The organism is Nocardia sp. NPDC003979, from assembly GCF_053605015.1.
In genome coordinates this window covers 14,242-35,000 of sequence record NZ_JBSGIJ010000028.1, presented here as the reverse complement: position 1 = coordinate 35,000, position 20,759 = coordinate 14,242, and the positions used below count along the sequence as shown (strand labels likewise).

Annotated in this window: 18 protein-coding genes; 8 read left to right on the top strand and 10 right to left on the bottom strand. The window is 66.4% G+C overall.

Annotated elements, in window-relative coordinates:
* Positions 1-4 precede the first annotated feature (4 nt).
* The 6 genes from ACWEVR_RS31595 to ACWEVR_RS31570 are packed head-to-tail and all read right to left on the bottom strand — an operon-like array spanning position 5 to position 6,336.
* A complete protein-coding gene (locus tag ACWEVR_RS31595) occupies positions 5-1,111 on the bottom strand; it encodes an MCE family protein (protein WP_452469882.1) in 1,107 nt (368 codons plus the stop codon).
* Positions 1,108-2,103 carry an MCE family protein gene (locus ACWEVR_RS31590; protein WP_452469881.1) on the bottom strand — a complete coding sequence of 332 codons (996 nt, stop codon included), beginning with the start codon at positions 2,101-2,103 and terminating at the stop codon, positions 1,108-1,110. The genes ACWEVR_RS31595 and ACWEVR_RS31590 overlap by 4 nt, the downstream gene beginning before the upstream one ends.
* Positions 2,100-3,125: an MCE family protein gene (locus ACWEVR_RS31585; RefSeq protein WP_452469880.1), complete on the bottom strand. Its 1,026-nt coding sequence runs from the start codon at positions 3,123-3,125 to the stop codon at positions 2,100-2,102. The genes ACWEVR_RS31590 and ACWEVR_RS31585 overlap by 4 nt, the downstream gene beginning before the upstream one ends.
* Positions 3,122-4,609 carry an MlaD family protein gene (locus ACWEVR_RS31580; RefSeq protein WP_452469879.1) on the bottom strand — a complete coding sequence of 496 codons (1,488 nt, stop codon included), beginning with the start codon at positions 4,607-4,609 and terminating at the stop codon, positions 3,122-3,124. The genes ACWEVR_RS31585 and ACWEVR_RS31580 overlap by 4 nt, the downstream gene beginning before the upstream one ends.
* 6 nt (positions 4,610-4,615) lie before the next feature.
* A complete protein-coding gene (locus ACWEVR_RS31575) occupies positions 4,616-5,479 on the bottom strand; it encodes an MlaE family ABC transporter permease (RefSeq protein WP_067495001.1) in 864 nt (287 codons plus the stop codon).
* Between the two features lie 2 nt (positions 5,480-5,481).
* On the bottom strand, positions 5,482-6,336 hold the full coding sequence (locus ACWEVR_RS31570) for an MlaE family ABC transporter permease (protein WP_067495005.1): 855 nt from the start codon (positions 6,334-6,336) through the stop codon (positions 5,482-5,484).
* Positions 6,337-6,826: 490 nt separating this feature from the next.
* Between ACWEVR_RS31570 and ACWEVR_RS31565 the strand changes: the two genes are divergently transcribed.
* Positions 6,827-7,501: a S1 family peptidase gene (locus tag ACWEVR_RS31565; RefSeq protein WP_181698550.1), complete on the top strand. Its 675-nt coding sequence runs from the start codon at positions 6,827-6,829 to the stop codon at positions 7,499-7,501.
* Positions 7,502-7,564: 63 nt separating this feature from the next.
* Here the strand turns inward: ACWEVR_RS31565 and lppU are convergent, their stop codons facing one another.
* Entirely contained in the window at positions 7,565-8,191 is a 627-nt protein-coding gene (gene lppU / locus ACWEVR_RS31560) for an LppU family putative lipoprotein (protein ID WP_067495011.1), read from the bottom strand.
* Positions 8,192-8,274: 83 nt separating this feature from the next.
* Between lppU and ACWEVR_RS31555 the strand changes: the two genes are divergently transcribed.
* From ACWEVR_RS31555 to ACWEVR_RS31525, 7 genes are all read left to right on the top strand, one after another.
* The gene (locus tag ACWEVR_RS31555; protein ID WP_452469878.1) at positions 8,275-9,537 is read left to right on the top strand and encodes a serine hydrolase domain-containing protein; all 1,263 of its coding nucleotides are present in this window, start codon (positions 8,275-8,277) and stop codon (positions 9,535-9,537) included.
* A gap of 36 nt (positions 9,538-9,573) precedes the next feature.
* Positions 9,574-10,899, top strand: a complete 1,326-nt coding sequence (locus ACWEVR_RS31550; protein WP_452469877.1) for a cytochrome P450 — start codon at positions 9,574-9,576, stop codon at positions 10,897-10,899.
* Positions 10,900-11,185: 286 nt separating this feature from the next.
* Entirely contained in the window at positions 11,186-12,055 is an 870-nt protein-coding gene (locus ACWEVR_RS31545; RefSeq protein WP_357393299.1) for a L,D-transpeptidase, read from the top strand.
* A gap of 148 nt (positions 12,056-12,203) precedes the next feature.
* A complete protein-coding gene (locus ACWEVR_RS31540; RefSeq protein WP_181698606.1) occupies positions 12,204-13,154 on the top strand; it encodes a carbohydrate ABC transporter permease in 951 nt (316 codons plus the stop codon).
* Entirely contained in the window at positions 13,151-14,017 is an 867-nt protein-coding gene (locus tag ACWEVR_RS31535) for a carbohydrate ABC transporter permease (RefSeq protein ID WP_067643970.1), read from the top strand. Before ACWEVR_RS31540 ends, ACWEVR_RS31535 begins: the two co-directional genes overlap by 4 nt.
* A 20-nt stretch (positions 14,018-14,037) precedes the next feature.
* A complete protein-coding gene (locus ACWEVR_RS31530) occupies positions 14,038-15,366 on the top strand; it encodes an ABC transporter substrate-binding protein (protein ID WP_452469876.1) in 1,329 nt (442 codons plus the stop codon).
* Positions 15,367-15,425: 59 nt separating this feature from the next.
* Positions 15,426-16,502: an ABC transporter ATP-binding protein gene (locus tag ACWEVR_RS31525; RefSeq protein ID WP_452469875.1), complete on the top strand. Its 1,077-nt coding sequence runs from the start codon at positions 15,426-15,428 to the stop codon at positions 16,500-16,502.
* 1 nt (position 16,503) lies between these two features.
* Here the strand turns inward: ACWEVR_RS31525 and ACWEVR_RS31520 are convergent, their stop codons facing one another.
* From ACWEVR_RS31520 to ACWEVR_RS31510, 3 genes are all read right to left on the bottom strand, one after another.
* Positions 16,504-17,697: a Fic family protein gene (locus tag ACWEVR_RS31520; RefSeq protein ID WP_452469874.1), complete on the bottom strand. Its 1,194-nt coding sequence runs from the start codon at positions 17,695-17,697 to the stop codon at positions 16,504-16,506.
* A 120-nt stretch (positions 17,698-17,817) separates the two neighbouring features.
* Positions 17,818-18,570 (bottom strand): MBL fold metallo-hydrolase, encoded by a 753-nt coding sequence (locus ACWEVR_RS31515; protein WP_452469873.1) that lies wholly within the window; start codon positions 18,568-18,570, stop codon positions 17,818-17,820.
* 61 nt (positions 18,571-18,631) lie between these two features.
* Complete coding sequence (locus ACWEVR_RS31510; RefSeq protein ID WP_452469872.1) at positions 18,632-20,647, bottom strand: M13 family metallopeptidase; 2,016 nt, start codon at positions 20,645-20,647, stop codon at positions 18,632-18,634.
* Between the last annotated feature and the right edge of the window lie 112 nt (positions 20,648-20,759).

Here is a 20,759-nt window from a genome sequence, read left to right as displayed (position 1 = left end):
CCGGTCATTCTGTGAGTCCAAGCAGTGCGGCGGTGAACCCGTAGTCGGGACCGAAATCCTCGACCTTGCCGGTGCGGCAGCCGTCCGAGCGCATCTGGATGCGCTCGCAGAACAGGCTGATCATTTCGCCGGACAGGGCCGTACCGATCAGGCCGTGCAGCCGGACGAAACCCTTCTCCTTGTTCATCGCGCCGTCGATGTTCTGCATCAGCAGCGGGACGACGTCGACGATCTCCACCATGTCGCGGGAGTTGGCCCGCAGCTGGTTGGTGACGGTGGTGAGCCCGGTCAGCGACGCCGACAGCTCGTCGGCGTGCTCGCCGAAGGTGGTCGAGGTGTTGGCCAGGAACCCGTTGAGCTGGTCGAGGGTGGCCTGCAGGCCGGGGGCCTGTTCGGCGAGCAGCCCCGACATCTGGGTGACCTGGTTGCTGAAGTCGCGCACCGACTGGTCATTGTCGGCCAGCATGGTGGTGAGCTCGTTGAGCTTGATGATGATGTTGGAGATCGCGTCCTTGTTGTCGACACCGATCTTCAGCGCCGACGACAGGGCGTCGAGGGTTTCGCGGATCTTCTGGCCGTTGCCGTTGAGCACCGGGTACAGCACCCGGCCCGAGAGCGGGCCGAGCCCTTCCTGGCCCTCTTCGGGCTTGAGCGCGGCGGCGAACTGGTCGATGGTCTTGATCATCGTGTCCAGTTCGACCGGGGTCCTGGTGCGCGCCTTGGGCAGATGGTCACCCGACTCGAGGGTCTCCCCGCCGGTGTAGGGCGGGGTGATCTCGATGTGGCGGTCGGTGACGATCGAGGGGGAGATGATCGCGGCGATCGCCTCCTTGGGGATCTTCACCCCCGACTCGATGGTCATGTGGACCTCGACATAGGTGCCCTTGGGCACGATCTTGTCGACCTTGCCCACCGGCAAGCCGAGGACCATGATCTGGTTGCCCTCGTACATGCCCGCGATGTTCTCGAAGTCCGCGGTGATCTTGGTCGAGCGGCCGAGGGCGTCGTCGACCTGGCTCGGCAGCAGTGAGCAGCTGCCGATGGTCAGTGCGGTCGCGCCGATCAGTACGGCCCGGACCAGCGCCTTTCCGCGTCCGAAATTCAGTGTCATCCTGCGCACCCTTGGATCACCTGTGCGAAGCACAGCCAGTTGTCGGGGAGCAACCACGGCAGCGAGACCGAGCCGTAGTTACCGTTGCCGAGCGCGTTGTTGAAGTAGCGCGCGGTCGGCGCACCGATCTGCAACAGCTTGTCGAGGTTGTCCTTGTTCTTCTGCAGACCCTGGGCCATGGTGTTGAGCTGGCCGATGGTGCCCGCGAACTGGTTGCCGTTCTCCCCGCCGATCTGTTCGAGCTGACGGGTGAGGGTGGCGATGTTGTCGAGCAGCTGACGCAGCAGGTTCTGCCGTTCCATCACCCGGCTGGCGATGGCCTCGCCCTGGGTGATGACGAGCAGCACGCTGTTGCGGTTGTCGGCGAGCAGCTGGGTGACGCGGTCCAGATCCTTGAGCAGGCTGTCGACCTCGCCCTTGCGCTTGTCGACGACCTTGGCCAGGGCGCCGACGCTGTCGAGCGCCTGGGCGACCAGCTGCGGCGAGTCACCGAGCTCGCCGCTGATGGTGTTGAGCGAGGCGGCCAGCTTCTTGGTGTCCAGCGCCTCGAACTTCGGGGTACCGACCTGCACCACATCGGCGATGTCGTAGGGGACATCGGTGTTGGAGCGCGGGATGGTGTCGTCCTTCAGGCCCGTGCCGTCGCCCGGCTTCAGGTCGACGTAGCGGGCACCGAGCAGGGTCGCCATCTTGATCGAGGCGTGCGCGTCGGGTCCGAACTTGATGCCCGAGTCCACGTCGAGGGTGATGACCACGTGGTCGCCCTCGATCTTGGCGCCCGACACCGTACCGACCTGGACGCCGGACACGGCGACCTTGTCGCCGGTGCTGATGCCCGCGGCCTGCACGAACTCGGCCTCGATGCTCTGCTTACCGATCCCGATGAACTGCAGGATGCTCGAGCCGACCAGCAACAGCACGACCACCAGCGAACCGATGACGCCGAGCCAGAAGTTGCGGTTGCCGAGGAATGTTTTCTTGAGCTTGCTCATCGGCACACCTCCGAGTGCGACGTGCCACCGATCTGGCTGAACAGGCCGCGCGGGAAGAGCACCCCGTACAGCGAGACATCGAGGCCACACAGGTAGGCGTTGGCGTGCGTGCCTTCGGACGTCATGCGGCCGAGGTCGGCGAGCATCGACGGCATGTCGATGGCCACCTGGTCGAGCTTGGCACCGTTGGCGAGCAACAGGTTCAGCGCCGCGGTGGTGGAGTTCTGCGTAGCGGCCAGCTGCGGCTGGATCTTGCTCATCATCGCCACCAGCGAGGTAGTGGCGTCGGCCAGCGTCGCCGTCGAGTTCTGCAGTGACTGGCCCTGGTCGTAGAGCCCGCCGATCAGCGCGCGGGTCTGGGTCACCAGGGTCTCCAGTTCGTCACCGCGCTTGGCCAGACCGGCCATCACCGCCGACAGGTTGGTGATGACATCGCTCAGGATGGCGTCGCGGCGCTGGAAGTCGGTGGCCAGCTGCGCCGCCTGGATGATGAAGGAGGACAACGAGACTCCGTCACCCTGCAACGCCTGGATCAGCGTTTCCGACATCGCGTTCACCTGGGCCGGCTCCAGCGCCTGGAACAGCGGCTGGAAACCGTTGAGCAGCGCGGAGATATCGAACGAGGGCTCGGTGCGCTCGAGCGGGATCACCGAACCGCTGGCCAGCACCTGCGGGCTCGGCGACTTGCCCGGGGTGAGCGCCACATAGCGCTGGCCGATCAGGTTCTGGTAGCGGACAAGGGCTTTGGTGTCGTCGAAGACGTCCTGGTCGCTCTGCACGATGAACGACACCTTGGCGTCGTTCTTGCCGTCGAGCTCGATCTTCTCGACCTTGCCCACACGCACACCGGCCATCCGGACGTCGTCGCCGGGACGCAGCCCGAGGACGTCGGTGAAGATGGCGGTGTACTTGCGGGTGTCACCGTCTACCGAACGGGCGAGCGTATTCCACACGACCACGATGACGAGCATCGAGACGATCGCGAAGATGCCGAATCCGATCAGTGGCTTGCGGATACTCATGCGCCACCCTCGTTGTCGTACACGGTCAGAGTTCCGCCCTTCATGATCGGACCGAGCAGCAGCAGCTCGGAGACCGTCGGTTTGCGGCCGAGGAGTTCGACGATGGCGTCGTTGCCCTGGTAGGAGATGGGCGTACCCGACGGCACCGCGGGTGCCTGCTCGGGCGCGGGCGCGGGTGCGGCGGCGGGCGCCGCACCGGGCAGGCCCGGGATCTGGAACGACGGGACGAGCCCCTCGAGCGGAGTACCGGCGAACGGCGTGATCTCGGTTCCGGCCGCCGCCTGCAGCGGTGCGGCCGGGATGGTGAGGCCCGGAATCTGCGGTAGCCCGGGGATGTTCACCAGCGGCGGCAGACCCGCGGCGGAGTCGAGCGCCCGGGGACGCAGCTTCTCCGGGAGCGGCGGCAGGCTCACCTCGGCGGGCGCGGTGAAGCAGCTCGGACCGAGCAGATCGCCGTAGCGCGGGCAGTCCGCGACGGTGTTGGGCTGGTACGGGGTGAACGTGAGGCCCGCGTTCCAGACCATCTGCTTACCGCTGGGACCGCCGTGGAAGGTGGTGTTCAGCGCGGCGAGTCCGGGTCCGAACACCTGGAAGGTCTTGGTGATCGAGCTCGGTTCGTGGGCGACGGCACCGAGGGTGGCGTTCATGCCGACGGTGACTTCCTTACCCACGTCGGGGTTGCTCGCGAACAGGTCGTTGACCCGGTCGGTGGTCGCGCTCGACCCCATCAGCAGGGCGACGAGCTGGTCGCGCTTGCTCGCGATGGTGTTGGCGGTCTGCACCGAGCTGCCGAGCACGTCGAGCAGTTCCGGCGCCGACTGGTTCAGCGCGTTGGCCGAGGCGGAGAAGTCGTCGAGCATGCCTGCCAGGTTCGGGCCCGCGTCGGAGACGGTGGTGATCCACTCGTCCAGGCGCTGGATGGTCGAACCGGGCACGCGGCCGCTGCCGTCGAGGGCCTGGGTGAGGGTGCCGAGCACGCGGCCCAGCTGCACCGGGTCGACCTCGTTGAGGATGTCGCGCACCGTGGTGAGCGTGTCCTGCAGCGCGATGGTGCCCTCGCTGCGGTCCTCCTGGATGACCGAACCCTCTTCGAGGTAGTCGTTGGAGGCACCGTTGAAGACCAGTTCCACCGAGGTGACCGCGAACAGGTTGCTCGGCACGATGCGGGCGGTGACATTGCTCGGGACGCCCTTGGCGAACTCGGGCTTGAGCTCGATGTTCACCTTCTGCACGGCGCCCTGGTCGACGATGTCGACGTCCTTCACGGTGCCGACGAGCACACCGCGGAACTTCACGTCGGCGTTGGACGGGAGCCCGTCACCGGTGGTCGACAGGTTCGCGGCCACGTTCACCTTGGGTACGAAGTAGCCCTGGTACCTGGCCATGAGGAAAGCGAGAATCACAGCGAAGACGACCAGGCCGCACAGGCCCGCGACGTACAGCTGTTTCATGGTGGGACCGCGCCCACTGGGATCGATGATCATCTGGCCCTACCCCGAGATCCTGATGCCGGGGTCGACGCCCCAGATCGCCAATGTCATGAACAGGTCGGCGAACACGACCAGGATGATGCACATCTTGATCGCCCGGCCCGCGGCCACGCCGACGCCCTCGGGACCACCCGAGGCGAAGAAGCCGTAGTAGCACTGGATGAACGTGGTGATCATGACGAAGATGACCGCCTTGAGCAGCGAGTACAGCACGTCCGTCGGTACCAGGAATTGGTAGAAGTAGTGCGAGTACGTGCCCGCCGCGGTGCCACCGATGAGCTGCACGGTGACCGAGCAGGACAGATATGCCATCACCAGGCCGATGCAGTACAGCGGAACGATCGCGATGACCGCGGCCATCATCCGGGTGCTGACCAGGTAGGGCAGCGGGCGGATGGCGATGGAGTCGAGCGCGTCGATCTCCTCGGAGATGCGCATGGCGCCCAATTGCGCGGTGAACCGACAGCCCGCCTGGGCCGCGAACGCCAGCGCCGCGAGCAGCGGGCCGAGTTCACGGGTGGTGGCGAAGGCCGAGATGGCACCGGTGATCGGGCTCAGGCCGAGCAGGTCGAGCGAGGTGTGGCCCTGGATGGCGACGGTCATGCCGCCGAAGGCGCTGATGATGAGGATGACGCCGATGGTTCCACCACCGACGACGATGTTGCCGTTTCCCCACGTGACGTCGGAGAGCAGGCGCCAGATCTCCTTCGGGTACTGCTTGAACGCCAGCGGAATGGAGCCGACGGACCGCAGGAAGAAGAAGACCTGGTGGCCGAGGCGGGCGAGCGCGTCGACGGGCGCTTTGCCCGCCGCCTTGAGCTGGCGTATCGGCCGCAGCAGCGGAGGTACATAAGTCGATGACATGGTCAGACCACCTGTGGGGGGAAGACAGCGGCGTAGATCTGCGTGATCGCGACGTTGACGCCGAGCAGCATGACCATGGAACTCACGACCGCCGAGTTCACCGCGTTGGCGACACCGCCGGGGCCGCCACGAGCGTTGAGGCCCGAGTCGCAGGCGATGATCGCGGCGATGATGCCGAAGATGACCGACTTGAGCAGCGCCACCGCGAGGTCACGGGTGACCGCGAACGAGGCGAAGGTGCTCATGTAGGAACCGGGCGTGCCCGCCTGGGCGAAGATGTTGAACATGTAGCCGGTGATGAAGCCGACGAACACGACGAAACCGCAGAGCAGGAAGCTCACCAGCATGGCGGCGCCGAGCCGGGGAGCGACGAGCCTGCGCAGCGGGTCGACACCCATCACCTTCATGGCGTCGATCTCTTCGCGGATGGTTCGTGAGCCGAGGTCGGCGCACACCGCGGAGCCGACGGCACCGGCGATCATGATCGAGGTGACCAGCGGCGCGCCCTGCTGGATGATGCCGAGGCCGTTGGCGGCGCCGATGAACGAGGTCGCGCCGACCTGACCGGCGACCGCGCCGACCTGGATGGACACGATGACCGCGATCGGGATGGCGACCAGCAGCGTCGGAGCGGCGGCGACGCTTGCCATGAACGCGCACTGACGCACGAATTCGTCGAAGGGGAAGCGCTTACGGAAGATCGCGACGACCAGCTCCGTGATGGCTTCGATACCCATCGTGATCTGTCGACCGAAGGTTTCGAGGGACTTCTTCGGATGGTCTTCCCAAAGGCCCTTGGTCCAGTCCACAGCTTCACTGACCCGTGAACGTTCGGGCGGACTCTTGGTCGACTGCACTGCTATTACCCCTCTCGACGCCAGGCCATCAACACCCCGACGACTTGTTTGCTTGACGCACCTTACTACGGAGTAGTGCAGAACACACCACCGACATGTGAGCGCTGTCATAGATGGATATCACTGTCGATGGCCCTTATGACCACTGCCATGACGGACCATACAGCCCTGAATTGTCCGGCTTCGGAGTTTGCGCCGGATGTCGTTTCCAGGCGCGGACTCCCAGCGTCTGCGGCTGCCGGAAAGAATATTGCGGAAAACTGTCATACATAACGAATGACACGTCCGATTTCCCGCACAGATCACGGGTATAACTCGCCAGGCCCGGCTTCATCACGATTTCGATAGAGAATCGCTATCACCACGCGGGGTGTCGCGGCGCCTGGTAAGCAGCAATCCGAGGGCTTCGCTCTGGCGCGCCCGGGATCGAATACCGCGGCTATAGACAGACCGTATTGATATCGTGCGAACTTCCGACATCTGGAGGGACATGTTCAGCAAACTCGCGCGTGTGGCCACGGCCGCCTTCGCGCTCACCCTCGGTGCGGCTCTACTCGGCACCGGCGCGGGCACCTCGCAGGCACAACCCGGTCCACCGGTGATCGGCGGCGGATCCGGGATCGTCATCGACAACACCTTCGAATGCACCCTCACCACGGTCGGCCACGACGGCGCGGGCAGGCTCGTCGGCCTCACCGCCGGGCACTGCGGTGACGCGGGCGCACCGGTGGCCGCCGAGGTCGATCGCGGATACGGCGAGATCGGCAGGTTCGTCTACAGCAATACCGAACTCGACTACGCCGTCATCGAATTCACTCCCGGCCGGATCACCCCGGTGAACCGGATCGGCAATGTCACCATCACCGGTGTCGGCGGGCCCGCCCAGTTCCCGACCATCGTGTGCAAGGAGGGCCGGACCACCGGCAACACCTGCGGGATCACCTGGGGCGACGTGTTCGCGACCAATGTGGAGACGTGGTCGCAGATGTGCGTCGTGGAAGGCGATTCCGGTGCGCCGGTGGTGGTCGGCTCGACGCTGGTCGGGATGGTGAACGCCTATCTCGCGGTGGCCTGCTTCGGCCCCGAGGTCGGCACGAACATGTCCGCGATCATGAACGACATGAACGCGCGCGGCGGTCACGGATCCGGGTTCCACCCGATCTGATCGGCGAGTGCACAGACAACGGGCCGCGCGGTCACACCGTGCGGCCCGTCTCGTCGTCGGTGGTTACAGCGTCTGCGCGCAGACGACGAAGCGGCGCGTGTCGTAGACATAGCCCACGTCGGCGTCGTCGGGGCAGTCGTTGGCGCTGGTGGCATCGCTCTTGATGGTGACGACCCGGACCGGCTCGTTGCCCGAGGCGTTGCAGTCGATCCGGCGCGCGACGAGTTGTTCGGCGGCCACATCCATGCAGCCACCGACCACCCAGTCGATGTCGAGGCACAGGGCGCCGGTCTCGACGCCGTCGAGGGTTTCGAAGTAGTTCTGGTCGCTGTCGGCGATACAACCGTCGCGGTTGGGCGCCTTGCCGATCACCTTGTAGTTGGCCGAGCGGCTGCCGCACGAGGCCTTCTCGATGGTGGCGTCCTCGGCGGTGCCGCCGAGATTCACACAGTCACCGACACTGGCCTGGAAGTCGGTGGTTCCACCCTTCTTGGTGGTGGGTGCCGGTTTGCTCGTCGTCGACTTGCCCGGTTTCTTGGTGGTCGGTGCGGCGCTACTGGTGGCGGGGACCACGTCGATCGCCGGCTGGGCGTAGCCGTCGATGGTGCCGCCGCACGCGCTCGAACCGAACGCGACCGCCGTGATGGCGAGCGCGCCGGCCAACCGGCGGATGGACAGATCTGCAAACACCTACTGTGAATACACCACCGAAGCCACCGGCGTCGACCCGATCCGGTCGGCGGATCGCTACGCAGCATCAGGAGGTCGGGCAGATGGTGTCAGCAACGGCGGGCGAGCCGGGCGCGGGTACGCCGACCGCGCCACGGCAGATGCGCATCGATCCGAGGTTCATCCGGCTGGCCGACCACTTCTTCGGGATGTTCCAGCAGCCGAGCCGCGGGGGCGGTGCGCTGGCGGTCTACCTCGACGGGCGCCCGGTCGTCGATGTCTGGGCCGGGTGGGCGGCCAAGGATCAGCGGTGGAACGGCGGGCATGTGGCGCTCACCTTCTCCACCGGCAAGGGTGTGGCCGCCACCGTGCTGCACCGGGTCGCGGAGCGGGGGCTCATCGACTACGAGGCGCCGGTCGCCGAGTACTGGCCCGAGTTCGCCGCGCACGGCAAGCACGACATCACCGTGCGCGATGTGCTGTCGCACCGGGCCGGGTTGCATCGGGTACGCGGACTGGTGCCGGGCCGCGAGGGGATTCTCGACTACGGCGCGGTGGTGACCGCCCTGGCCGAGAGCCCGGCCGACCCGCGCCGCATCCGCACCTCCGGGTACCACGCGATCACCTTCGGCTGGCTGGTCTCGGAGATCCTGCAGCGCGCGACCGGCGAATCCTTCACCGAGCTGTTGCGCCGAGAAGTGGCCCAGCCCTTGGGAACCGACGAGTTCTGGTTCCAGGTGCCCGTCGCGCAGCGCCGCCGGATCGCGAAGATCTTCCCGCATCTCGCACCGCCGGGTATTCGCTGGAACACCGCGTCGTCGGTGTTGTCGTGGGTGCGGCCCGTGCGCGGGCTCGCGGAGGCCGGGATGCCGGAGAGTTTCGACGAACTGGTGCGCGATCCGCGCGTGCACGACGCGGTGATGCCCGGCTGGAACGGGGTGTTCTCGGCGCGGGCGCTGGCACGGATGTACGGCGCGTTGGCCAACGGAGGCGTCGTCTATACGGGTGACGCGGAAAACGCTACGGGCGAAGGTGATTCACCGGTGCAGTTCCTGCGGCCGGAGACGATCGAGCAGATCAACCGCACACAGCAGACCGAAAGCCGTGACTATGTACTCGGATTGCCGTTGCGGTTCACCCTCGGCTACCACCGGCCCGTGCTGATGACCAAGCAGCAACCGCGACATGCCTTCGGCCACTACGGAGTCGGCGGCTCGGGCGCCTACGCCGATCCCGATCTGGGAATGTCGATCGCGTTCGTCACCAACCGGCTCGGCAATGCGGTGACCGCGCTCGGGGACGCGCGGCTGGCCAAGCTCGCGGCCATCGCCCAGGGCACCGTGCGGCGCACCCGCGCCGAGCGGTAGTCGAACCGGGCGCGGGCGCACGCCGTAATACCTGACATGAAGTGTCAGCGCCCACCACGCCCCGCCCTGCTGCACGGCTTGGCCGCAGGCCTCGATTTCGAGGGCTACCTGCGTCGACGTGCCGCGAGCGGTGACCCGTTCGCGGTCGGGTTTCCGGGGTTTCCGCCGGTGTTGTTCACCGGGACCGCCGAGGGTGCGCGCGAACTGTTCCGGGCGCCGGTCGAGCTCGTCGACCCGCCGCGGCCGAATCCGATCGAGCCGATGGTCGGCACGGCGTCGCTGATCCTCAGCTCGGGGCCGCGCCACCGCACGGATCGGGCGATGCTCGCGCCCGCTTTCCACCGCGCGAAGGTGCGGACACTGGGCGAGGTGATCCGGGCATCGACGCTGAGTGAACTCGAATCCGACAGTGGTGCACGCGTTTCCTGGCCGGTCGGCAGCCGGGTCGACGTGCTGACGAAGGCACGATCCATCACCCTGCGCACGATCCTCGGGGCGGTGTTCGGCGCGGGTGCCGACAGTGCATACGGCGACGCGGTCGACGATTTCCTCTCGACGTTCACCACGCCCCTGCTCGTAGCGCCCGCCTTGCGCCGTGCCACCGGCGGTTTCGGGCCGTGGGACCGCTTCGTCGCGGCCAGGGACCGGCTCGATCGGCGGCTGCTCGCGGGCATCGCGCGCCGTCGCGCCGAGGGCCCGGCCGCGGGCGATCTGCTCGATCTGCTGCTCGCCACCCGTTACGAGGACGGTTCCGCGCTGACCGATGCCGAACTGTGCGAACAGTTGCGCACCCTGCTCGTCGCCGGGCACGAGACCACCGCGACCTCACTCACCTGGGCGTTGTACCACCTGCACCGTGAACCCGGTCTGCTCGCCAGGCTCACCGACGAGCTGGCCCAGACGGGCGACGACCCTGCCGAACAGGCCACCGCGCCGCTGCTCGACGCCGTCTGCCAGGAGACGCTTCGCCTGCACCCCGCCGTGCCCATCGTGCTGCGGCAGCTGCGCGAACCGTGGCGCTGGCGTGGGGTGGACGTGGCCGCCGGGCAGACGATCGGGTTGGCGGTCGGTGTACTGCACAGCCAGGCGTCGATCTGGCCCGCACCCCGGCTGTTCCACCCGGACCGGTTCCTCGGCCGCAAATACACACCGTTCCAGTACGCGCCCTTCGGCGGCGGTCATCGCCGGTGTATCGGCGCCACGCTGGCCGAATACGAGTTGCGCGTCGTGCTCGCCACCCTGCTCACGAGCGCCCGGCTGCGTCTGGACCCCGCGCTGGCCCTCGGCCACCGGCCGCGCACGGTGCCGCACAATCTCGCGACCGCGCCGAACCGGGCGATCCACTTCACACGCACGGCGTGATCTCCCTCACTCCAGGTTTGAGACTCACATGCGTGTGCTTCCGGACCGCGGTGCCGATGCCTCTCCGACTCGCCGCCCTGAGCGTGGCGTTTGACGAAAGCCGCTGAGTCACAGGTTGTTATGTGACACAGCGCACACCGTTGCCGTTCCGTGATCGCGATGCAACGGAGCTGGCACGTTGTCACCCCGGACGGGTAGGAATGAGCGGTCAGGGTCGGGGCGTCGTTACCCCGTGGAGACCCCATGCGGACTCCGCGTCATTCGAAGATATAGACGAGGAAACCTAATGCACTACGAGGCAAACCGGCAGCAATCACATCGGCTTCGCCGTGGTCTGCTGCTGACGGCGGCGATCGCCGCCACCGGCGCGCTCATCGCTGTTCCCGCGCAGGCTCAGCCCGCGCTTCCCGGCGCGGGTTCCAGCAACCCCGTGGTCGAGCAGCCCGCGCCGCAGGCGAGCTTCGCGCCGCCGAACATCAACATCGCCGACGGCGAGACGGTCGGCGTCGCGCAGCCGATCATCATCACCTTCAAGGAGCCGATCGAGGATCGTGCGGCCGCCGAGCGGGCCATCAAGGTCACCTCGAGCGCCAACGTGCCCGGCAACTTCTACTGGACCGGCGACAAGCAGGTGCGCTGGAAGCCCACCGAGTTCTGGCCCGCCAACACCGACGTGACCGTCGTGGCCGGCGGCACCACCAGCTCGTTCCATATCGGTGACGCCTTCGTCGCCACCGTGGACGACGCCACCAAGGTCATCACCGTTACCCGCAACGGTGAAGTGGTGCGCGAGATGCCGACCTCGCTCGGCAAGCCCGGCTACGAGACCCCCAACGGCACCTACATCGTCGGCGAGCGGCTCGAGAAGATGACGATGGACTCGTCCACCTACGGTGTGCCGGTCACCGACCCCGAGGGCTACAAGCTCGAGGTCGAGTACGCCACCCGCCTGTCCAACAGCGGCATCTTCATCCACGCCGCGCCGTGGTCGGTGGGTCAGCAGGGCTACTCCAACGCCAGCCACGGCTGCCTGAACGTGAGCACCGAGGATGCCAAGTGGTTCCTGGAGAACTCGCGTCGCGGTGATGCCGTGATCGTCACCGGCACCCAGGGCCCCACCCTGAGCGCGGGCGACGGCCTCGGCGACTGGAACTGAAACCCGGCGCCACTGATTCCCCAGCGGCACTGAACAAAAGCCGAACAATACGATCAAACCCGGTCGTGTTGTTCGGCTTTTTGCTGTACTCGTCGTTGTGCGCCCGATGTTCAGGAAATCGGCGGGCAGGGTTAACCAGCGGTTCGCCATGCGCCGTAAAGCTGCCGCGGTGCGTAGCAGTCCGGAGCGGGTTCTTCCCGTGCAGCGAGGTCGCGGCCTGAGGAATCGGCCGTGGCAGGACTACGCGTTGTTTCTGTTACTCGTAGTCCCGAACTTGGTTCTGCTCGGGATGTTCGTCTATCGGCCGCTGGCCGACAACATCCGGCTCTCGTTCACCGACTGGAACATCGCCGACCCCGTCGCCACGCCCATCGGTTTCGCCAACTATGTGGAGTGGTGGCAGCGCGACGACTCCTGGAAGGTCGTCGGCAACACGGTGATCTTCACCGTGGCGGCGGTGGTGGTGAGCATGGCGCTCGGGCTGGCGCTGGCGATGTTGCTCGACCGGAAGTTGTTCGGGCGCAATGTGGTTCGGTCCGCCATCTTCGCGCCGTTCGTGATCTCCGGTGCGGCGATCGGCGTGGCATTCCAATTCATCTTCGACCCCAGTTTCGGGCTCGTGCAAGATGTGCTGCACCGCCTCGGCGTGACGAATGTGCCGGATTTCTACCAGGATCCGCAGTGGGCGTTGTTCATGGTGACGATCACTTATATCTGGAAGAATCTCGGATACACCTTCGTCATCTATCTGGCGGCATTGCAGGGCGTGCGGAGCGAACTGTTGGAAGCCGCCGAAATGGATGGCGCGAGCCGGTGGACGACATTCACCAAAGTGCTTCTGCCGCAACTCCGTCCGACGACATTCTTTCTTTCGATCACGGTATTGCTGAACTCGCTTCAGGTATTCGACATCATCAATGTGATGACACGTGGCGGGCCGCTCGGCAACGGCACAACGACCATGGTGTTCCAGGTGTACGAGGAATCGTTCCGCAATTTCCGCGCGGGCTACGGCGCGACTGTCGCCACGATCATGTTCGCCGTGCTGCTCGTGGTGACCCTGATCCAGGTGCGCGTGATGGATCGAGGCGAACGATGAAACACGTTGGTCCCGAGACTGTTTCGTACCGCAGGCGCGAACGCGCGATCACCCTGCTCGGTTACGCGGCGATGCTGTGCGTGCTCGTCATGGTCGGGGTTCCGCTGTTCTGGATCCTCATCACCTCGTTCAAGGACCGCGCCGACATCTACACCCAGCCCGCGGTGTACTGGCCGCACAGCTGGCACCCGGAGAACTACGGGCACGCCACGACCACCGTCCCGTTCTGGACGTTCCTGCGCAACTCGCTGATCGTCACCGGGGTGGTGTCGGCGGTGAAGTTCACGCTCGGGGTGTTCAGCGCCTACGGCCTGGTGTTCCTGCGCTTCCCCGGCAAGAACATCGTGTTCCTGGCGATCATCGCCGCGCTGATGGTGCCCAACCAGATCACCGTCATCTCCAACTACGCGCTCATCGCGCAGCTCGGCTGGCGCAACACCTTCCAGGGCATCATCATTCCGCTCTGCGGCGTGGCCTTCGGAACCTTCCTCATGCGCAACCACTTCCTGTCGCTGCCCGGTGAGGTGATCGAGGCCGCCCGGATGGACGGCGCCAACTGGTGGCGGCTGCTCACGCGTGTGGTGCTGCCGATGTCGGGTCCGACGATGGTGGCATTCGCGGTGGTCACGCTGGTGAACGAGTGGAACGAATACCTCTGGCCGTTCCTGATGGCCGACTCCGCCGATGTCGCCACCCTGCCGGTGGGGCTCACGCTGCTGCAGAACACCGAGAACCCGAGCGTCACCAACTGGGGTCCGGTGATGGCGGGGACCGTGCTCACCATGCTGCCGATTCTCGTGGTGTTCCTCGCGCTGCAACGTCACATGATCAAAGGCCTCACCTCCGGTGCGGTCAAGGGTTGATTCTCGAACAGGAGATCCACGTGTCCACTTCACGATTTCCGGCGCTGAGCCGTCGCGGCTTCCTCGGCCTGTCCGGCGGTGTCGCCGCCGGTCTCGCGCTCACCGCTTGCGCGGGCACCGGCGGCGGGTCCGGTGGTGGCGGCGACGCGAACACGATCACCTTCTGGTCCAACCATCCCGGCACCTCCAAGGAACTCGAACTCGAGCTCATCAACCGGTTCCAGGCGCAGCACCCCGAGCTGAAGGTGAACCTCGTCGACGCGGGCAAGAACTACGAGGAGGTGGCGCAGAAGTTCAATGCCGCGCTCACCGGTGGTGACCTGCCCGATGTTGTTGTGCTGTCGGATGTCTGGTGGTTCAACTACGCGCTGACCGGTGCCATCGAACCGCTCGACGGGCTGTTCGGTGAGGCCGGGGTGAAGCTCGACGACTACGTCGACTCGCTGGCCGCGGACTACCTGTTCGACGGTAAGCACTACGCGCTGCCGTATGCGCGCTCGACGCCGCTGTTCTATTACAACAAGGACGTGTGGGCCAAGGCGGGGCTGCCGGATCGTGGGCCGAACTCGTGGCAGGAGTTCGACGAGTGGGGCCCCAAGATCCAGTCGGTGGTCGGCGGTGAAAAGTTCGCGCATGCCTGGGGTGATGCCAAGAACTACCTCGGCTGGACCTTCCAGGGCCCGAACTGGACCTTCGGCGGCGCCTACTCCGACAAGTGGGCGCTGAAGTTCACCGATCCCGGTTCGATCGCGGCCGCCACCTACCTGCGCGAGTCGATCAATGTGAAGAAGTACGCGGCGATCCGTCCGCAGATCGCCGTCGACTTCGGGACCGGGGTCGCCGCCTCGACCATCGCTTCCACCGGTGACCTGAAAGGCATCCAGAAGAACGCGACCGGCAAGTTCGAGCTCGGCACGGCGTTCCTTCCGCATCCCAGCGGGCCCGGTGTCACCACCGGTGGTGCGGGTCTGGCGGTGCCGTCACGCATCTCCGCCGAGCGGAAGGTGAACGCGCTCGAGTTCATCGAGTTCGCGACCAATGCGGCGAACACGGCGTACTTCTCGCAGAACACGGGTTACATGCCGGTGCGCAAGTCGGCGGTGAGCGATCCGACCGAGGTCGACTTCCTCGCCAAGAACCCGCACTCCAAGACCGCCATCGACCAGCTCGCGGTGACCAAGTCACAGGATTACGCGCGGGTGTTCGTGCCCGGCGCCGACCAGATCATCGGCACCGGATACGAGCAGATCGGTCTGCAGAACGCGGATCCCGCAACGGTTCTCGCGAAGGTCGCCGCTGATATCCAGGCGATCATCGACCGGCAGATCACCCCCAAGCTGCCCAAGTAGTCCCCGTTGGCCCGCGGTCACCGCCGCGGGCCCGCTCGTCCGTTTTCGAGGAGAAGTCCATGGCGACAGTGCAGTTCGACGGTGTCACCCACCGCTACCCCGGCAGCGAGACCGCCGCGGTCGACGCACTCGATCTCGACATCGCCGACGGCGAATTCCTCGTGCTCGTCGGACCGTCCGGCTGCGGCAAGTCGACCAGCCTGCGGATGCTCGCCGGACTGGAATCGGTGGAGAACGGCACGATTCGCATCGGCGATCGTGATGTGACCGGACTGCCGCCCCGGGCGCGGGATGTGGCGATGGTGTTCCAGAGTTACGCGCTGTACCCGAACATGACCGTCGCGCAGAACATGGGCTTCGCCCTGCGCAACGCGGGAATGTCCAAGTCCGACACCTTGGTTCGGGTCCGCGAGGCAGCCGCCATGCTGGAACTCGAGCCGCTGCTCGACCGCAAACCGGCGAAACTGTCGGGCGGCCAACGGCAACGGGTGGCGATGGGCCGGGCGATCGTGCGCCGCCCGCAGGTGTTCTGCATGGACGAACCCCTGTCCAACCTGGACGCGAAACTGCGGGTGAGCACCCGCTCCCAGATCGCCGCCCTGCAGCAGCGCCTCGGCACCACAACCGTGTACGTCACCCACGACCAGGTCGAGGCCATGACCATGGGCCACCGCGTCGCCGTGCTGCGTGAAGGCACCCTGCAGCAGATCGCCGCACCGCGCGAACTCTACGACGACCCCGTGAACACCTTCGTCGCCGGTTTCATCGGTTCACCCGGCATGAACCTGCTCGAAGCGCCTGTGTCGGACGGTCATGCCGTCCTCGACGGCCTGCGAATCCCACTGCCCCGCAGCGTTTCCGGTCAGCGCGTGATCCTCGGCATCCGCCCCGAATCCTGGGAAGTAACCACCGACCCCGACGACATCACCGTGGTCGCCGAACTCCTCGAGGAACTCGGCGCCGAATCCTTCGTCTACACCCACGGCGCAGGCACCGACTGGTCGACCCGCGCAGGCAAAATCGTCGTCCGAGTAGACCGCCGCTTCCACACCACCCTCGGCGAAACCCTCCACCTCCGCCCCAAACCCGAAGAAATCTTCTACTTCGACGCCGAAACCGAACTCCGCCTCCGCTGACCTATTTCAGTCCGGCGGCGGTCCGCTTTCCGATCGTTGCCGAGAGAGCGTCGAGTTCGGCCAGAATGTCGGTTGCCGCCCATACTCGACCCCGCTTCGCTGCCGAAAGCACCTCGAGCACGCCCGCCTCGACCAGGCGATCCAGCGCTCGATAGGTGGCGGAGTCGGTCGTTCCGGCGATTCGCTGTGCCGTGTCGATATTGAGGATCGGGTGGTCGAGCAGTCCGGCGATCAGCGCCTCGTCCGAAGATCCGGCCCTCGGCCGGGCCGAGGCGCGCCACTGCGCGGGCAAGTCCGCCAACGTCCGGGCGGATTCGATTGCAGCGTCGCTGGCGTGGACGGCCGCGAGCGCCACGTACTCGACGAATTCGTCGACGCGACCCGCGCGGTAGGCCATGAGTTGATCGAAGTAGCGTGCGGTGTTCGCCAGCATGACCGACGCCAACGGAACGGTGACCCGGCTGGTCAGGCCACGCCTGCGGAATATCGCGCTGATCAGCGCGCGCCCGATCCGTCCGTTGCCGTCGACGAACGGATGGATGGACTCGAACTGCGCGTGCGCGATCGCCGCCTGCGCCATGATCGGCAGGTCGGTTCGGGCGGTGAAAGTCAGCAGGTCGTCCATCAGCTCACCGACGAGCTCGGGCGGCGGCGGGACGAACAACGCGTGCAGTGGGGTGAAGTCGCTACCACCGATCCAGTTCTGCGCATCGCGGAACCGGCCGGCCTCACGAGCGGCGTAATAGTCCGGAGCCATGAGCAGCCGATGTGCCGCAAGCAGATCCGAGGTCGTGACCGGGCCGCTGCTTGCCGCATCCACCATCGTGGCGAGTGCCTGGACGGCGGCGAGCTGCGATTTCGCTTCATCGCTCGCCTTCGCGCCGCCGACGGCCTTTCCGAAGGCCCGCCAGCCGGCGTCGATGTGTTCGATCTTCGACGACGCTACCGACTCGCTGCGCAGCAGGAAGTCGGCGAGCGGAGCCATGTACTGGCCGAATCCTGCTTCCAGCCGCGCCACCGCGATCACGGCCGCTTCGCCCGCGGTCACCACTTGCGATGGCGGCACATAGTCCAGATCGGCGATACGCGGGGGAACTGAGACCGTAATACGGTCCAACAGGCGGTCGTCACGCGAGCCCTGGCGTTGCCGCGGCGACCACGCGCGTTCTTCGAGGCGATGCGGTGGCCAGGTCATCGGCAGCTGCGATCAGAAAGTACAGCAGGCATTTGCTTACTATACTTTAGTTGCAATAAACGCGACTATCTCCGACCTTACTCGCGTTGGAAGCACTGAAAACGAGCATCTGCCGCAAGTTCATCGGAGGAGGGTGGTGGCGTGTTCGCGGGCTCGGGCTACCGCTTCGGTGATGCCCTTGCGGAAGGGGAGGCCGTGGCCGGGGAGGACGAGGGGGGCGTCGAGGGGTTCGAGGGTGGTGAGGGCTTTCAGGGTTTGGTCGGTGTTGTGGTGGAAGAACTCGGGGAGTAGTTGGGGGCCCTGGTGGGGGGAGGTTGGGTGGGCGGTGATGAGGGCGTCGCCGGTGGCTATGGCGCCCTGGGTGGGGAGGTGGAAGGCGGTGTGGCCGGAGGTGTGGCCGGGGGAGGAGATGGGGACTGGGTGGCCCGGGAGGTCGAGGGGGCCTGCGGTGGGGAAGGGCTGGATGTGGGGGACCGGGTTCTTGCGGAGGCCGCCGGCGGCGGTGATGCGCAGTGCCCAGGCCGCGGTGCTGGGGTCGGTGAGGCGTTTGATCACGTCGAGGGGAGTGGCGGACTCGTGGACCTCGCCTCGGGCGTGCGCTACCTCGGTGGGGCTGGTGTAGGCGGGAGTGCCGTAGTGGCGGTGCAGGTGGTTCAGGGCGCCGACGTGGTCGAGGTGGGCGTGGGTGAGCAGGACGGCGACGACGTCTTCGGGGCGGTGGCCGAGGGCACGGAGCGCCGACTCGATGATCTTCGCGTCGCCGTACCAGCCGGCGTCGATCAGGGTGAGGTCGCGGCCCTCGCGCAGCAGGACCATGTTCACGTCCGTGCCTCGGATGGTGAACACGTCGTCGGCCACTTGGCGATGTCGCATGAAAACCTCTCCCTGACAGTCGGTTTCGACCCTACCGGCTCAGCGGCAGGGTCGCGCCCGATCACCAGATGGTGACCCGCTCCTCCGGTGCCAGGTACAGCTTGTCCTCGGGAGTCACCTCGAAGGCCTCGTAGAAGCTGTCGATATTGCGTACCACCGCGTTGCAGCGGAACTCCGGCGGCGAATGCGGGTCGACGGCGAGGCGGCGGATCGCCTCCTCCTGCCGCGCCTTGGTGCGCCACACCTGCGCCCAGCCGTAGAACACCCGCTGCAGGCCGGTGAGGCCGTCGATGACCGGCGGTTCCTCGCCGTCGAGCGAGATCTTGTACGCGGCAAGGGCAATGGACAGGCCACCGAGATCGCCGATGTTCTCGCCGATGGTGAACTCGCCGTTCACGGTGTGCTCGTCGGACAGGTCAGCGGGGGAGAGCACGTTGTACTGGTCGATCAGCGCCTTGGTCCGCTTGCCGAATTCGGCGCGGTCGTCGTCGGTCCACCAGTCCTGCATATTGCCGTCGCCGTCGTACTTCGCGCCCTGGTCGTCGAAGCCGTGCCCGATCTCGTGGCCGATCACCGCGCCGATCCCGCCGTAGTTGGCGGCGTCGTCGGCGTTCATGTCGAAGAACGGCGGCTGCAGGATGGCGGCCGGGAAGACGATCTCGTTCATGCCGGGGTTGTAGTAGGCGTTCACCGTCTGCGGGGTCATGAACCATTCGCCGCGATCCACGGGGCCACCGAGTTTGCCCAGGTCACGGTCGTGGTCGGCGGCGTAGCCACGGCGGTAGTTGCCGACGAGGTCGGCGGCGTCGATCTCGACCGCCGAGTAGTCGCGCCAGGTGTCGGGGTAGCCGATCTTGGGGGTGAACTTCTCCAGCTTGGTCAGTGCCGCGGCGCGGGTGTCGGGGCCCATCCACTCGAGTTCGGCGATATTGCGGCGGTAGGCCTCCTGCAGATTGGCGACCAGCTCCACCATCCGCGCCTTGGCCTCGGGCGGAAAGTGCCTGGCCACATACAGTTTGCCGACGGCCTCACCGAGCAGTTCCTGGACCAGGCCGACGCCACGCTTCCAGCGTTCCCGGATCTCCTGCGCGCCGGTGAGAGTGCGGCCGTAGAAGTCGAAGTTCGCGGCGACGATCTCGTCGGTGAGGTACGGGGCGCGCGCGTGCAGCACCTGCCACGTGGCCCACGCCTGCCAATCCGCCTGCGGTACATCCGACCACGCGCGCGCGAAGGCACCGACGTAACCGGGCTGGCGGATCACGAGTTCGGCGAACAGCTCGGCGCCCGCACGGTCGACCCCCTCGGCGACGGCGTCGGCCCAAGCAGCCCAGTCGAATTCGGGGTGGGCGGTGGCGAGCTCGTCGAAAGTGGTGAGGTTGTAGCTCTTTTCGGCATCGCGGCGGCGCACCACGTCCCAGTGGCCTGCCGCCAGGGTGCGTTCCAGCTCGAACACCCGGTTCGCGGCGTCGGCCGGATCGGTCGGCACGAGGCCGGCCAGGGCCGGGTCGGACGCGGCGAGGGTGAACATCTTGGTGATGTGGGCGCGGTAGGCGTCGCGGATCTCGGCGAACTCGTCGGACCGGTAGTACGACTCGTCGGGCAGGCCGATGCCCGACTGGGTGGCGTGCAGCAGGTAGCGGGTGGAGTCCTTGTCGTCGGTGTCGACGTAGTAGGCGAGCGCGCCGCGCACGCCGGTGCGCTGCAAGCTGCCGAGCAGCGCGGCGAACGCGCTCGCGTCGGTGACGGTGGCGACGGCGCGCAGTTCGTCGGCCACCGGGGTGAGCCCGGCAGCGGCGACCAGCTCGGTGTTCATGAAGCTCGAGTACAGGTCACCGATCTTGCGGGCGTCCGCGCTGTCGGCCGCGCCATCGGCGCACTCGGTGATGATGGTCTGCACATCGATCTCGGCCTGGTCGTACAACGTCCGGAACGCACCGTCCACCGCCCGGTCGGCCGGAATCTCGTAGTCGGCCAACCACCGCCCGTTGACGTGCGCGAACAGATCGTCCTGCACCCGCACATCCTGATCACGGAAGGACAGGTCGATACCGGAGGGGCTGCTCAGATCCGAAGTCACGCGCTCCAGTATGCCGAAACATCCCTGCGAACCGGGGGCGTGCCGGACGGCGCCGCACCGACCGGACCGGCCGCTCACCGATCGCGCCCGATCAGCTTTTCGCTCCGCGGCC

What these genes read in the sequence shown, in the direction of transcription:
- ACWEVR_RS31595 (WP_452469882.1), bottom strand. Translation starts at nt 1,111, where the DNA reads ATGACACTGAATTTCGGACGCGGAAAGGCGCTGGTCCGGGCCGTACTG.
- ACWEVR_RS31590 (WP_452469881.1), bottom strand. Translation starts at nt 2,103, where the DNA reads ATGAGCAAGCTCAAGAAAACATTCCTCGGCAACCGCAACTTCTGGCTC.
- ACWEVR_RS31585 (WP_452469880.1), bottom strand. Translation starts at nt 3,125, where the DNA reads ATGAGTATCCGCAAGCCACTGATCGGATTCGGCATCTTCGCGATCGTC.
- ACWEVR_RS31580 (WP_452469879.1), bottom strand. Translation starts at nt 4,609, where the DNA reads ATGATCATCGATCCCAGTGGGCGCGGTCCCACCATGAAACAGCTGTAC.
- ACWEVR_RS31575 (WP_067495001.1), bottom strand. Translation starts at nt 5,479, where the DNA reads ATGTCATCGACTTATGTACCTCCGCTGCTGCGGCCGATACGCCAGCTC.
- ACWEVR_RS31565 (WP_181698550.1), top strand. Translation starts at nt 6,827, where the DNA reads ATGTTCAGCAAACTCGCGCGTGTGGCCACGGCCGCCTTCGCGCTCACC.
- ACWEVR_RS31555 (WP_452469878.1), top strand. Translation starts at nt 8,275, where the DNA reads ATGGTGTCAGCAACGGCGGGCGAGCCGGGCGCGGGTACGCCGACCGCG.
- ACWEVR_RS31550 (WP_452469877.1), top strand. Translation starts at nt 9,574, where the DNA reads ATGAAGTGTCAGCGCCCACCACGCCCCGCCCTGCTGCACGGCTTGGCC.
- ACWEVR_RS31545 (WP_357393299.1), top strand. Translation starts at nt 11,186, where the DNA reads ATGCACTACGAGGCAAACCGGCAGCAATCACATCGGCTTCGCCGTGGT.
- ACWEVR_RS31540 (WP_181698606.1), top strand. Translation starts at nt 12,204, where the DNA reads ATGCGCCGTAAAGCTGCCGCGGTGCGTAGCAGTCCGGAGCGGGTTCTT.
- ACWEVR_RS31535 (WP_067643970.1), top strand. Translation starts at nt 13,151, where the DNA reads ATGAAACACGTTGGTCCCGAGACTGTTTCGTACCGCAGGCGCGAACGC.
- ACWEVR_RS31525 (WP_452469875.1), top strand. Translation starts at nt 15,426, where the DNA reads ATGGCGACAGTGCAGTTCGACGGTGTCACCCACCGCTACCCCGGCAGC.
- ACWEVR_RS31520 (WP_452469874.1), bottom strand. Translation starts at nt 17,697, where the DNA reads ATGACCTGGCCACCGCATCGCCTCGAAGAACGCGCGTGGTCGCCGCGG.
- ACWEVR_RS31515 (WP_452469873.1), bottom strand. Translation starts at nt 18,570, where the DNA reads ATGCGACATCGCCAAGTGGCCGACGACGTGTTCACCATCCGAGGCACG.